Annotated in this window: 14 protein-coding genes; 7 read left to right on the top strand and 7 right to left on the bottom strand. The window is 72.2% G+C overall.

What is annotated here, in order from left to right; genetic code table 11:
• Nucleotides 1-188 precede the first annotated feature (188 nt).
• Complete coding sequence (locus IH26_RS0115565; RefSeq protein WP_030436904.1) at nucleotides 189-455, bottom strand: hypothetical protein; 267 nt, start codon at nucleotides 453-455, stop codon at nucleotides 189-191.
• Nucleotides 456-635: 180 nt separating this feature from the next.
• Here IH26_RS0115565 and IH26_RS0115560 point away from each other — a divergent pair, with 180 nt between their 5' ends.
• Nucleotides 636-998: a DUF2203 domain-containing protein gene (locus IH26_RS0115560; protein ID WP_030436903.1), complete on the top strand. Its 363-nt coding sequence runs from the start codon at nucleotides 636-638 to the stop codon at nucleotides 996-998.
• Between the two features lie 3 nt (nucleotides 999-1,001).
• Here IH26_RS0115560 and IH26_RS0115555 read toward each other — a convergent pair whose 3' ends face one another.
• Genes IH26_RS0115555 through IH26_RS0115530 form a run of 6 tightly spaced genes read right to left on the bottom strand, consistent with a single transcriptional unit; the run spans nucleotide 1,002 to nucleotide 5,778 of the window.
• Nucleotides 1,002-1,493, bottom strand: a complete 492-nt coding sequence (locus IH26_RS0115555) for a nucleoside deaminase (protein WP_030436902.1) — start codon at nucleotides 1,491-1,493, stop codon at nucleotides 1,002-1,004.
• A 43-nt stretch (nucleotides 1,494-1,536) separates the two neighbouring features.
• Nucleotides 1,537-2,280 carry an SDR family NAD(P)-dependent oxidoreductase gene (locus IH26_RS0115550; protein ID WP_030436901.1) on the bottom strand — a complete coding sequence of 248 codons (744 nt, stop codon included), beginning with the start codon at nucleotides 2,278-2,280 and terminating at the stop codon, nucleotides 1,537-1,539.
• A 3-nt stretch (nucleotides 2,281-2,283) separates the two neighbouring features.
• A complete protein-coding gene (locus IH26_RS0115545) occupies nucleotides 2,284-3,294 on the bottom strand; it encodes a zinc-dependent alcohol dehydrogenase (protein ID WP_030436900.1) in 1,011 nt (336 codons plus the stop codon).
• Nucleotides 3,294-4,145 carry a fumarylacetoacetate hydrolase family protein gene (locus IH26_RS0115540; protein ID WP_425394382.1) on the bottom strand — a complete coding sequence of 284 codons (852 nt, stop codon included), beginning with the start codon at nucleotides 4,143-4,145 and terminating at the stop codon, nucleotides 3,294-3,296. The genes IH26_RS0115545 and IH26_RS0115540 overlap by 1 nt, the downstream gene beginning before the upstream one ends.
• Before the next feature lie 23 nt (nucleotides 4,146-4,168).
• Nucleotides 4,169-5,017 (bottom strand): SMP-30/gluconolactonase/LRE family protein, encoded by an 849-nt coding sequence (locus tag IH26_RS0115535; protein WP_051808174.1) that lies wholly within the window; start codon nucleotides 5,015-5,017, stop codon nucleotides 4,169-4,171.
• Nucleotides 5,014-5,778: an IclR family transcriptional regulator gene (locus IH26_RS0115530; RefSeq protein ID WP_030436897.1), complete on the bottom strand. Its 765-nt coding sequence runs from the start codon at nucleotides 5,776-5,778 to the stop codon at nucleotides 5,014-5,016. Before IH26_RS0115530 ends, IH26_RS0115535 begins: the two co-directional genes overlap by 4 nt.
• 53 nt (nucleotides 5,779-5,831) lie before the next feature.
• Here IH26_RS0115530 and IH26_RS0115525 point away from each other — a divergent pair, with 53 nt between their 5' ends.
• The 6 genes from IH26_RS0115525 to IH26_RS0115500 all read left to right on the top strand — a co-directional run bounded on the left by IH26_RS0115525 (nucleotide 5,832) and on the right by IH26_RS0115500 (nucleotide 12,316).
• The gene (locus IH26_RS0115525) at nucleotides 5,832-7,541 is read left to right on the top strand and encodes an IlvD/Edd family dehydratase (protein ID WP_030436896.1); all 1,710 of its coding nucleotides are present in this window, start codon (nucleotides 5,832-5,834) and stop codon (nucleotides 7,539-7,541) included.
• Entirely contained in the window at nucleotides 7,541-8,218 is a 678-nt protein-coding gene (locus tag IH26_RS0115520) for an SDR family NAD(P)-dependent oxidoreductase (protein WP_030436895.1), read from the top strand. Before IH26_RS0115525 ends, IH26_RS0115520 begins: the two co-directional genes overlap by 1 nt.
• 57 nt (nucleotides 8,219-8,275) lie before the next feature.
• Nucleotides 8,276-9,964: a serine/threonine-protein kinase gene (locus IH26_RS0115515; RefSeq protein ID WP_084598850.1), complete on the top strand. Its 1,689-nt coding sequence runs from the start codon at nucleotides 8,276-8,278 to the stop codon at nucleotides 9,962-9,964.
• Nucleotides 9,965-10,013: 49 nt separating this feature from the next.
• A complete protein-coding gene (locus IH26_RS59770; protein WP_030436893.1) occupies nucleotides 10,014-10,277 on the top strand; it encodes a hypothetical protein in 264 nt (87 codons plus the stop codon).
• Between the two features lie 303 nt (nucleotides 10,278-10,580).
• A complete protein-coding gene (locus tag IH26_RS0115505) occupies nucleotides 10,581-11,759 on the top strand; it encodes an FAD-dependent monooxygenase (protein ID WP_051808172.1) in 1,179 nt (392 codons plus the stop codon).
• Between the two features lie 2 nt (nucleotides 11,760-11,761).
• Nucleotides 11,762-12,316 (top strand): TetR/AcrR family transcriptional regulator, encoded by a 555-nt coding sequence (locus tag IH26_RS0115500; protein ID WP_030436891.1) that lies wholly within the window; start codon nucleotides 11,762-11,764, stop codon nucleotides 12,314-12,316.
• Nucleotides 12,317-12,348: the final 32 nt, after the last annotated feature.

Raw genomic sequence — 12,348 nt, 5'->3', positions numbered from 1 at the left:
CGACCCCCTCGTTCATGAAATCTGGCGCGAAGGTTAGCGGGGCCCTCCGACAAAAATCTGAACGGCCTGATGGCGGGCGCGGATCAGCGTCGCATGGATAAAGGGACAGTAATACGCCGATAAATCGGAAAAATCGGTCGGGGGCGGGGCGCGCTCGAAGTCGAGGTGATCTGGGCGCCGGGGCGGGCTCAGCGGCCGGCGCGCCACCGATGCGTCCGCACGGTCAGCGCGGCCGCGGTGGCCAGGACGGTCGCGCAGGTCAGCGCCACGCCCCACAGGCCCCAGGCGACCATCGCCACCGACAGGAAGCCCCACACGACCGCGCCGGTGATGAGCACGGTGATCAGGACCGGGCGCGGCCACGGCGGCATGCCGGTACGTGCCAAGGACGGATAGTCGGCGGTCAGACGCTCGACGATGTCCTCGAACTCCTGCCGCGTGTCCCTGCTGGCCATCGACGCCCTCCTCGGGTGTTAAGGACCGTTCAGGACAGGACTGTACGTCGTGAATCTGTGATTGCGATCCCACTGAACGGATGAGGCGCGCCCATGGTGAAGGAGGATTGTTCCCTCAAATCCTTTAGATCCGGAATCCTCCGATTACCCGCGCCCGTCTTCTGCGTTAGCTTGATCCGCATGGGGCTCTTCACGCCGGCGCAGGCGCGGATCGAACTCGACCGGTTGCGACCGGTTCTGCGCGAGCTTGTCGTCGTCCGCGCCGATCTGGTCGAACTGTCGGCGGCACTGACGCCGGGCGGCGAGCCGACGGCGCTGGGCGGCCTGCCCGAGCGCAAGGCGGCCGAGGCCCGGCTCAACGAGCTGATGACCGAGATCCAGCAGACCGGCGCCGAACTGAAGGGCGTCGCGCCGTTGCTGGTCGACTTCCCGGCCGACCTCGACGGCGTGCCGGTGCTGCTGTGCTGGCTCGAGGGCGAGGAAGCGCTTTCCTGGTACCACCGCGCCGACCTGGGCTTCGCCGGCCGCCGGAGACTTCCGTAGGCCCTAACTCCAGAATCCTTCGTGTACGGCGGTGGCGCTGACCAGACCGACCGGGCCGTCCACGACGATCGCGCGACCGCCGCGGGCGAACACCTCGCGGCTCGGCAGCCGGAGCGGTGGCACACCCTCCTCGTCCTCGACCATGCCGGCCAGGCCCTCCTCGGAGAGCGCGAAGACCACCCGGCCGATCCCGGACCAGTAGATCGCCCCGGCGCACATCGCGCACGGCTCGGTGCTGGTGTACAGCACGCCGGCGGACCGGGTCGCGAGGTCGGTACGGCCGGCCAGGCGGACCAGATTGGTCTCCGCGTGCCCGGTCGGATCGGCCTTGGTGACGACGCTGTTGAGCGCCTCGATGACGGTGTCGCCGGGGATGACCAGCAGCGCGCCGAACGGATGGTCGCCGCGCTCCCGGGCCTGCCAGGCGAGCGCCACCGCCCGCTCCAGCCACCGCCGGTCCGTAGTCGTGACCCGCCCGGACGTCACCAGCGTCATCGAAGCCCCCTCCGCCCTGAGGCTCACCCTACGGGTTCGGCGCTCATTTCCGGGGGCGCAGGCCCTGCATGCCGCCGTCCACGGCGAGCGACGTCCCGGTGGTGGCCGTGGCGAGCGGACCGGCCAGGTAAGCGATTGCCGCCGCCACCTCGTCCGCCGACACCAGCCGGCCGGTGGGCTGGCGGGCCTCCAGCGCCGCGCGCTCGGCCACCGGATCCGCGGCCTTGGCCAGCAGGCGGCCGATCCACGGGGTGTCGGCCGTGCCCGGGTTGACGCAGTTGACCCGGATGCCCTCGCGCAGGTGATCGGTGGCCATCGCGAGCGTCAGCGACAGCACGGCGCCCTTGGTGGCCGAGTACAACGCGCGCTGGGGCAGACCGGCGGTCGCCGCGATCGACGAGACGTTGACGATCGCCGCGTGCGACGAGCGGCGCAGGTGCGGGAGCGCGGCCCGGCTGGTCCGCACCATGCCCTGCACGTTCACGTCGAACACATGCGACCACTCGGCGTCGTCGTTGTCCTCGACCGAGCCCTGCGCGCCGATCCCGGCGTTGTTCACCACGATGTCGATCCCGCCGAGCGCCTCGGCGGCCGCCTCGACCGCCGATCGGATCGAATTGTCGTCGGTCACGTCCGCCTGGAAACCGAGCAGGGGCGGCGGCACCGAGGGGTTCAGGTCGAGGCACGCCACCTTCGCGCCGCGCGCGGTGAGCAGGTTGGCGGTGGCCAGGCCGATCCCGGAGGCGCCTCCGGTGACGATCGCGTTCAGGCCGGCGAATTCGGTCATGGGTCAGCCCTCCGAGGGATCAACGTGGATCTTGGGTCCGGTGCCGGGCGGCCGGTGCCCGGCCAGCACGTCGGCGATCTGGTCCAGGCCTACGGTCGCGGCGATGAGCGGCCGCGGATCGACCGAGCCGTCGGCGTACGCCTCGATCGCTCCGGCCAGACCGGCCGAAGCACCCAGAATGCCCACCGCGGTGACGTCCTTGAGCACCAGGGCACGGGTGTCGATCAGGCTCGGCGGCACGGACAGCCCGATGTAGACGATCCGGCGGCCGGGTTCGATCAGGTCGAGCGCGAGCGCGGGCATCTGCTCGCCGGTGGTGGCGTCGACGATCCCGTCCCACGGCAGGTCCGGCAGCGTCGAGCGGGTCCACGCGTCGGCGAAGCCCAGCTGCCGGGCCAGTTCGAGGTCGCTCTCCGATCGGCCGATCAGGTGCACCAGCACGCCGCGCGCCCGGGCGAAGAGCGCCACCAGCAGGCCGATCGTGCCGGTTCCGAGAACAAGCAAGCGCTCGCCCGGCTCCACCCGGGACGCCTGGACGCAGCGCAGCGCGTTGCCGCCCGGCTCGACCAGCGCGCCGAGCGTCGCGTCGACCGAGGACGGCAGCCGGTGCAGATACGCCGCCGGGAAGGCGAGCCGGGTGGCGAGCGCTCCGGGCAGCCCGTCGGTGATGCCCAGCTCGTGCCGGGTCGCGCAGACCCAGTGCCGCCCGGCCCGGCAGCGGCGGCACTCGCCGCAGCCGACCATCGTGTCGCCGGTGACCCGCGCGCCGAGCCAGCCCTCGTCCACCCCGTCCCCGACCGCCGAGACCGTGCCGCACCACTCGTGACCGGGCCGGAGCGGATGCGACGACTGGCCGGTGCCGTAGTAGCTCATCTCACCGCTGAACAGCTCCAGGTCGGTGCCGCAGATCCCGGCCCGCTCGACGTCGACGACGACCTGGCCCTGCCCCGCTTGCGGCGGCGGCACGTCCTGGACCGACGCCTTGCCGGGGCCGGTGAAGACGAGGGCTCGCATCAGCGTGGCCCGACGACCGGTTGCCGCCCGCTGCCGAGCCGGTCGATGCCGAGCTCGACCACGTCCCCGGCCCGGAGCCAGATCTGCGGGTCGTGGCCCATGCCGACGCCCGGCGGGGTGCCCGTGTTGATCAGGTCGCCCGGCTCGAGCACCAGGAACTGGCTCAGGTAGTGGACGATGAAGTGCGGATCGAAAATCATCGTGCGGGTGTTGCCGGTCTGCCGGCGCACCCCGTTCACGTCCAGCCACATGCCCAGGTCGAGCACGTCCGGGATCTCGTCCGGCGTGGCCAGCCAGGGACCGGCCGGGTTGAACGTCTCGGCCGACTTGCCCTTGCTCCACTGGCCGCCGCGCTCGATCTGGAACGCCCGCTCGCTCACGTCGTTCACCAGCACGTACCCGGCGATCGCCGCGGCCGCGTCGGCGACCGAGTCCAGATAGGACGTCCGGCTGCCGATGACGATGCCCAGCTCCACCTCCCAGTCCGTCTTGGTGGAGCCGCGCGGGATGCGGATGTCGTCGTTCGGCCCGACGAGCGTGTTCGGCGACTTGGTGAACAGGATCGGCTCGTCCGGGACGGCCTGACCGGTCTCGGCGGCGTGGTCGCGGTAGTTCAGCCCGATGCACAGGATCTGGTGCGGGCGGGCGATCGGCGCGCCGATCCGCTGGCCGCCGAACGGCTCGGTCTCGCCGGCGGCGATCCGCTCGGCGACCGGCTCGGCCAGCCGCCGCACGCCGTCGCCGCCGAAGAACCTCTCGTCGAAGTCCCGGACGAGGTCGGACACGTCCACGTAGTGGGTGTCGTCGACGCGCACGACCGGCTTTTCGGCGCCGGGGGCGCCGACACGCATGAGATACACGAGGTTCTCCGATGTCAGAGGGCTGGATTCCAGTACGGCGTGGGCAGGCCGGCCGTGTTCACCCGGCAGGCGTAGAGGCGGCCGGCGTTCGGCGGGACGGGATCGAGCCCCTCGGTCGCCGATGTGATGACCAGGACGTCGAGATCCCGGCCGGCGAAGGCGACGCTGGTCGGCTGGGGCGAGTCGAGCTCGACCACCGCGAGCAGGTCGCCGGCCGGGGTGCGGCGCTCGACCCGGCCGGCGCCGTGCACGGCGATCCAGAGGTTGCCGTCGCGGTCGGCGCACATCCCGTCGGGCAGGCCGCCGGCGATCCGGAACAGCTCTTCGCGCCGGCCGTCCGGGTAGTCGCGGCCGTAGACCACGCGGGGGATCGAGTCGATGCTGTAGAACCGGTCGCCGACCCAGGCCAGCCCGTTGGAGAGCGTCAGGTCGTGATCGAGTGTGATCAGTTTCCCGCCCTCGAGGCGGACCAGCTTCTCGTCGGTCGCGCCGTTCACGTCGGTCAGCGACATGCTGCCGATCAGGAAGCGCCCATCCGGGTCGACGCCGCCGTCGTTGAGCCGGCTGCCACCGCCGGCCGGAAGCACCCGGGCCAGCGATGTGCGGGTGCCGTCCGGGTCCACGCGGGTGAGCGTTTCCTGCTCGGCGACCAGCAGCGCGCCCTCGGCCGAGACGGCGACCGCGCCGACCATGCCGTCGAACGACCACTCCTGATCGACCGTGAACGGGCCGAGCCGGCCGGCGTAGACCTTGCCCGGCAGGATGTCGACCCACAGCAGGCGTTGCCGGAGCGGGTCCCAGACCGGGCCCTCGCCGAGCTCGTACGCGTCGTCGCTGACCGGCGTCGCTCGAAAAGTGATCACGGCTGCTCCGATCCGGTCACGATCGCCCGGATCGCCGGCAGATCGTCGATGAGCGTCTCCAGCGGTGTGCGATAGGCGAGGCCGCTGATGCTGATCGCCCCGCTCGGCACGCTCGGCGAGGTGAGGTACGCCGGGACCGCCAGGCAGGCGACGCCCGGCTCGTTCTCCTGGTCGTCGGTGCCGTAACCGCGCTCCCGGGTGCGCTCCAGCTCGGCGGACAGGCCCTCGGCCGTGGCGATCGAGCGCTCGGTCGGGGTGCTCAGCGGCTCGTCGCCGATCCAGTCGCGTACCTGTTGCGGCGTTTTCAGGTCGAACGAGAGCAGGAGCTTGCCGACGGCGGTGGTGTGCGCGGGATTGCGGCCGCCGACGAACGAGGTCAGCTTGACCGCGCCGGACGGCGGGTCGAGTTTCGATCGGTAGACCACCCAGCGGCCGTCCAGGGTCGCGTAGTGCACGGTTTCGCCGTGTCGCTCGCAGAGCCGGCGCAGGATCGGTAGCACGCGGACGTGGTCGGGCCGCGCCTCGTGATGAGCGAACGCGAGCCGCAGGAACTCGTCGCCGAGCACGTACCGCCCGTGCCCGTCCTGGGCGGCGAAACCGGCCCGGCGCAGCGCGGCGAGCGCGCGGTGCACGGTCGGCTTGGGGCTCGCCATCGCTCGGGCCATGTCCTCGAGACCGATCCCGTCGGGGTGCCGGGCCAGCTCGGCCAGCACCGCGAGCACCCGGTCGGCCCCGACGAGCCGCTCGGACAGGTCGGTCATGTTCCGGATGTTAGACCGTTGTTCCGCCAAGTTGAAAGGGTTACCGTGACAAAATGCGGCGTAGCGCGGAGTGGTACGGCGGCGATGACCGGAACAGCTACATCCATCGGGCCTGGATGCGCCGGGGCCTGCCGGCCGACGCGTTCGACGGCCGGCCGCACATCGCGATGGCGAATACGGCGTCCGACCTGACCCCGTGCAACGCGCACCTCGACGAGGTGTCCCGCAGCGTCGCCGACGGCATCCACCAGGCCGGCGGCATCGCGCTCAACCTGCCGGTCGTGTCGCTCGGCGAGACGCAGGTGCGGCCGACCGCGATGCTGTGGCGCAACATGGCCGCGATGGCCATCGAGGAGATGCTGCGAGCGAATCCGATCGACGGCGTGGTGCTGCTCGGCGGCTGCGACAAGACGATCCCGGCGCTGCTGATGGCGGCCGCGTCGGTCGACCTCCCGGCGGTCGTGGTGCCGGGCGGGCCGATGCTGACCGGCACCTTCCGCGGCGTGCCGCTGGGCTGCGGCACCGGCGTCTGGCAGCTCTCCGAGGAGGTGCGCGCCGGCACGATGAGCGCGGCCGAGTTCCAGCGCTCCGAGTCCTCGATGATCCGCAGCCGCGGGCACTGCAACACGATGGGCACCGCCTCGACGATGGGCATCCTCGCCGAGGCGCTCGGCATGACGCTGCCGGGCATCGCCGGCACCCCGGCGCCGGACAGCCGCCTGCTGGAGGCCGCGCACGCGACCGGCTTGCTGGCGGTCGAGTTGGTCGATCGGGAGCGGCGGCCGAGCGCGGTGATGACCCGGGCGTCGTTCCTCAACGCGATCGTCACGCTGGCCGCGACCGGCGGGTCGACCAACGCGGTCGTGCACCTGCTCGCGATCGCCGGCCGGCTCGGCGTGCCGCTGTCGCAGGACGATTTCGACCGGGTCGGATCGGGGGTGCCGCTGCTGGTCGACCTGCAGCCGGCCGGGCGCTTCCTGATGGACGACCTGTATCGGGCCGGCGGGCTGCACGCGGTGCTGCGCGAGGTGCGCGACCTGCTCGATCCGGCGGCGATCACGGTCACCGGGCGGCCGCTGGTGTCGTATCTCGACGACGCACGCGTCTACGACCGGGAGGTGATCCGGGCCCGGGAGGCGCCGCTGCAACCGGAGGCGGGCATCGCGGTGCTGTACGGCAACCTCGCGCCGGACGGAGCGGTCATCAAACCGGCCGCGGCCACCCCGGCACTGCTGTCGCATCGCGGGCCGGCGGTCGTCTTCGACTCGATCGAGGATTTCCACGCCCGGATCGACGACCCTGGCCTCGACGTCACCGCCGATTCGGTGCTGGTGCTGCGTGGCTGCGGCCCGAAGGGCTACCCCGGCATGCCCGAGGTGTCGAACATGCCGCTGCCGCCGAAGCTGCTGGCCCAAGGGGTGCGCGACATGGTGCGCGTCTGCGACGGGCGGATGAGCGGCACGGCGTACGGCACAGTGGTTCTGCATGTCACCCCGGAGGCCGCCGCCGGCGGTCCGCTGGCGAAGGTGCGCACCGGCGACATCGTCGTGCTCGATGTCGCGAAGCGACGACTCGACATCGAGGTCGCGGACGACGAGTTGGCCGCCCGCGTTCCCTCGCCGGAGGCCGCCGCTGCCTACGCGGCGCCCCGGCGCGGCTGGGAGAAGCTGTACGTGGACACGGTCGGGCAGGCCAACACCGGCGCCGACCAGGACTTCCTGCTCGGCTCGAGCGGCTGGAACGTGTCCCGGGAGTCGCACTGATGGCCCGTACGGCGGTGGTCACCGGCGGCATGAGCGGCATCGGCGCGGCGGCGGCCGAGCGATTGCGATCGGATGGCGTCAAGGTGCTCACCCTGGACCTCGCGCCGGGCGCCGACCTGGTCGTCGACGTGACCGATCCCGATCGGGTGCGCGCGGCGGCCGCCGAGGCCGGCGAGGTCGACATTCTGATCAATTCGGCCGGGATCATCGGCCCGAACGCCCCGCTGTGGGAGATTCCGATCGACGGATGGGAGCGGGTCTTCGCGGTGAACGTGCGCGGCACGCTCGCCACCTGCCAGGCCTTCGTCCCCGGCATGATCGATCGGGGCTGGGGCCGGATCGTCAACATGGCCAGCATCGCCGGCAAGGACGGCAACCCGAACATGTCGCCCTACTCGGCGTCGAAGGCCGCGGTCATCGCCCTCACCAAATCGCTCGGCAAAGAACTGGCGACCACCGGGGTGCTGGCCAACGCGATCGCGCCCGCGGTCATCGCGACCCCGATGAACGCCGACACCGAGCCGGAAGCGCTCGCCCACATCACCAATCTGATCCCGATGCGCCGGGTCGGCCGGGCCGGCGAGGTGGCCGAACTGATCGCCTGGCTGTGCTCGGAAAAGGTCAGTTTCTCCACCGGCGCGGTCTACGACATCAGCGGCGGCCGGGCCACGTATTGACCTTCCCCTGACGTTCGCGCCGGCCGAGCGTTTCGGATCGACCGGTAGCATGGCCGGGTGCTAACCCCCGGGGTCGTGCTCAGCGACCGTTACAGGCTGACCGAACGGATCGCGGCCGGCGGCATGGGCGAGGTCTGGCGCGCCGACGACCTGTTGCTGCGCCGCGGCGTGGCGATTAAGGTGCTGCTGCCGACGCTGACCGCCGACGCCGAGTTCATCGCCCGGTTCCGCCGTGAGGCGCGGGTGATGGCCGCCCTGCGGCACCCCGGGATCGTCCAGGTCTTCGACTACGGCGAGAACGCGGTGGTCGACGGCCGCCGGCTCGACTACCTGGTCATGGAGTTCATCGACGGCGCCTCGCTGTCCCAGCGGATCGACGCGGCCGGCCGACTCCCGGTGGCCGAGACCATGACCATGGTCGCCCAGGTCGCCGACGCGCTGCAGGTGGCGCATGAGGCGGGCATCGTGCACCGCGACGTCAAACCCTCGAACCTTCTCGTACGCCCGGGCGGAGCCCTCGTTCTGGTCGACTTCGGCGTGGCCCGATCGACCGCCATGGAGGGCCTGACCGGCACGAACGTGGTCCTCGGGTCGGCGCACTACATGGCGCCCGAGCAGGCCGAGGGCAAACCGGTCACGCCCGCGACCGATGTGTACGCGCTGGGCGCGGTCGCGTACTGCTGCCTCACCGGGCGGCCGCCGTTCGTCGGTGAGAACCCGTTGCAGGTGCTCGCCCAGCTGGTGATGGGGGAGCCGCCGACGCTGCCGGTCGAGGTGCCGCCGCAGGCCGCGGCGTTGGTGATGCGGGCGCTCGCGAAGGATCCGGCGCGGCGCTTCCCGAGTGCGTCGGCGCTTGCCGGGGCTGCTCGCGGGGTGCCGCATTTCACGTCTCCCGCGCCGCAGCGCGCGCCGGCCGCGGGTTATGGCGCCGCCGCGGGTCACGGTGCGGCCGCGGGTTTTGGTGCGCCGGCGCCGGGCGCGGGCGGGTTCGCCGCCGCTGCGGTGCCGGTGCCGGGCCGGCCGATCGGAGCCGCGACCCCGGCCGGCGGATTCCCGTCGTCCGCGCCCCCGCGGGGTGGCAACGGCGGCCGTCGCCGGAACGCCACCATCGCCGCCCTGGCCGCGGCGGTCGTGGTCGCCGCGATCGGTATCGGCGCCGCGCTCGCGCTGGGCCCCGGCGCGAGCCAGGCGGAGACCGGCAACGGTCCCGACCTCGGCGTCGCCGGCCCGGGCCCCGCCGGTGACGCTCCCGCCGGCGCGAAGGGCCGCCCCGGCGCGGTCCCGTCCACCCATCGCAGCCGGCAGCGCCCGACCACCGCGCCCACCTCGGCCGCGCCGGCGGTGACCGACCCGGCCACCGATCCCACCGCCGACCCGAGCGTCAGCGTGTCCACGGCGCCGGCGACGAACCGATACACGCCGAAGGCGGTCTGCGGCAGTGGCTTCTCGGTGATCGACCAGCAGCCGCTCAAGACCACGGACGGCGCCCTGCTCGGCCGGGTCTATCTCCTCTACAACGCGTCGACCGGCAAGAACTGCACGGTGACGCTCAAGACGACCGAGCTGAGCCAGGCTACCTCCGCCTCGGCGTACCTCGAGGTGAACGGCTCCGCCCGGGTCACCGACAGCGGCAGCTTCCAGTACTACGCGGGGCCGGTGCGGGCCAAGGCCGACGGCGTCTGCGTGCGGTGGGGCGGATCGATCGAGGGCGCCGCATACGACAGCCCGCTCGAGCACTGCGATTAGTGAGGACTCAGACCGGCACGGCGCGGACCGCGGCCGGCTGACGGGCGATGTGCCACGCGAGCGCGCCGATCGCGATCGATCCGGTACCGGTGAGCAGGCGCTCGAACAGCCCGCCCAGGCCGGCCGGGCCCCGACGAACGCCACGAGCAGCACCGCGAAGATGATGCCCACCCAGCGGGCCGGCCACACCCAGCCGTGCCAGCCCGGCGCGCGCCGCATCGCCGAGGCCAGCACGAACGCGGCGGCGACGAACAGCAGGATGCCGGCCGTGCTGAGCGTGGCGTCGTGCCGGCCGCCGAGGTTCGCGGTCTGATCGGAACCGGCGCAGCCGGCGTCCGCCAGCCGGCAGGCCTCGCGCTCGAATGGGCTGAACAGGTCGCCCGCGCCGTAGATGGACAGCGCGAGCAGGACCGCCCCGATCGTCGCGCGCCGGCCGCCCCCACGTAGCGCCGCCCACACCGCGAGCAGTGCGAACAGAACGCTCGCGAGGCCGCACAGGGTCAACACGATCGTAGTCCCTCGATCCCGGCGGGCATTTTGCCAACAAGTGTTTGCCAACAGTCGTGGGCATCGACTACTCTCATGCCAACAGTTGTTGGCATTCAGAGGAGCAGTCATGTTCGACATCGATGTACTGATCGCCGGAGCCGGCCCGGTCGGCCTCACCCTCGGCGCCGCCCTCACCCAGCGCGGCCTCGGCAACGTTCTGATCGACCGCCAGCCGGAGGGCGCCAACACCTCGCGCGCCGCCGTCATCCACGCGCGCACGCTCGAGGCGCTCGACGAGCTGAAGGTCGCCGCCGAGATGGTCGAGCGGGGCGTCATCGTGCCGCGCTTCACCGTGCGCGACGGCGATCGCGCCCTGCTCACCGTCGACTTCAGCGAGCTGCCGACGCCGTATCCGTACACGCTGATGTTGCCGCAGGACGAGACGGAGCTGATCCTTTCCGATCGCCTACGCCGCCTCGGCGGCTCGGTCCGCCGCCCGGCGGAACTGGTCGGCGTCCGGCAGGACGACGATGGCGTGACCGCCATGCTGCGCGGCGGCGAGAGCATCCGGGCGCGCTATCTGGTCGGCGCCGACGGCATGCACAGCACGGTGCGCGAGCTGAGCGGGATCGGTTTCACCGGCCGGGCGTACGAGGAGAGCTTCGTCCTCGCCGACGTGCGGATGGACTGGCCGCTGCCGGACGACGAGGTGACGCTCCACTTCTCGCCGGCCGGGCTGGTCGTGGTCGCGCCGCTCCCCGGCGGCCGGCACCGGATCGTCGCCACCCTCGACGAGGCGCCCGAGCACCCCACGGCCGCCGACGTGCAGGCGATCCTCGACGCCCGCGGCCCCCGGCGCGAGCCGGCCCGGGTGCGCGAGGTCGTGTGGAGCTCCCGCTTCCGGGTGCATCACCGGCTCGCCGAGCACTATCGATCGGGACGCGTCTTCCTGGCCGGGGACGCCGCGCACGTGCACAGCCCGGCCGGCGGCCAGGGCATGAACACCGGCATCCAGGACGCGATCGAGCTGGCCGCGGTGCTCGCCGGCGGGAGCGATCTCGATCGGTACGAGACCGTTCGCCGCCCGATCGCCGCCGGCGTGGTGGCGCTCACCGATCGGATGACCAGGATCGCCACGCTGCGCAGCCGTCCGCTCATCGCGGTGCGAAACACCGTGCTGCCGATCGTGGGGAGGGTTCCCGCGGTTCGCCGTGGCCTCGCGATGAATCTGTCCGAGCTGTCTACGATCGCCCGGGGAAAGGCCGGCGCCCGGGGAACGGCCGGCGCTCGGCGGAAGGGAGCCTGAGCATGGCGGAACGGCGGTCGGACGCGACCCGGGCGGCGATTCTGGTGGCGGCTCGTGAGCGGTTCGCCAGCGACGGCTACGAGCGGGCGACGATCCGCTCGATCGCGGCCGACGCCGACATCGACCCGTCGATGGTGATGCGCTACTACGGCAACAAGGAGAAGCTGTTCGCCGCGGCGGCCGAGTTCGACCTGCAGTTGCCGGACGTGTCGGCGATCCGGGCGCAGGAGATCGGTTCTGTTCTGGCCCGGCACTTCCTGCGACGCTGGGAGGGCGACGACACGCTGACCGCCCTGCTGCGCGCCGCCGCGACGAACGCGGCCGCCGCCGATCGGATGCGTGACCTGTTCGGCGCCCAGTTGCTGCCGGTGGTCGCCGCGGTCTGTCCCGATCCGGCCGACGCGCCGCGCCGGGCCGGGCTCGTCGCCAGCCAGATGCTCGGGCTCGCGCTGTGCCGGTTCGTGCTGCGCCTGCCCCCGATGGTGGCGATGCCCGCCGAGGAGGCCGCGGCCTGGGTGGGTCCGACGATCCAGCGTTACCTGACCTCCCCGGCCTGACCGCGTGTCCTGCCCCACCGGCGGGCGGCAAG

It is taken from the genome of Actinoplanes subtropicus (genome assembly GCF_000721705.1).
Lineage (GTDB): Bacteria > Actinomycetota > Actinomycetes > Mycobacteriales > Micromonosporaceae > Actinoplanes > Actinoplanes subtropicus.
The sequence above is the reverse complement of the archived record's forward strand: the minus strand, read 5'-3'. Positions and strand labels throughout refer to the sequence as shown.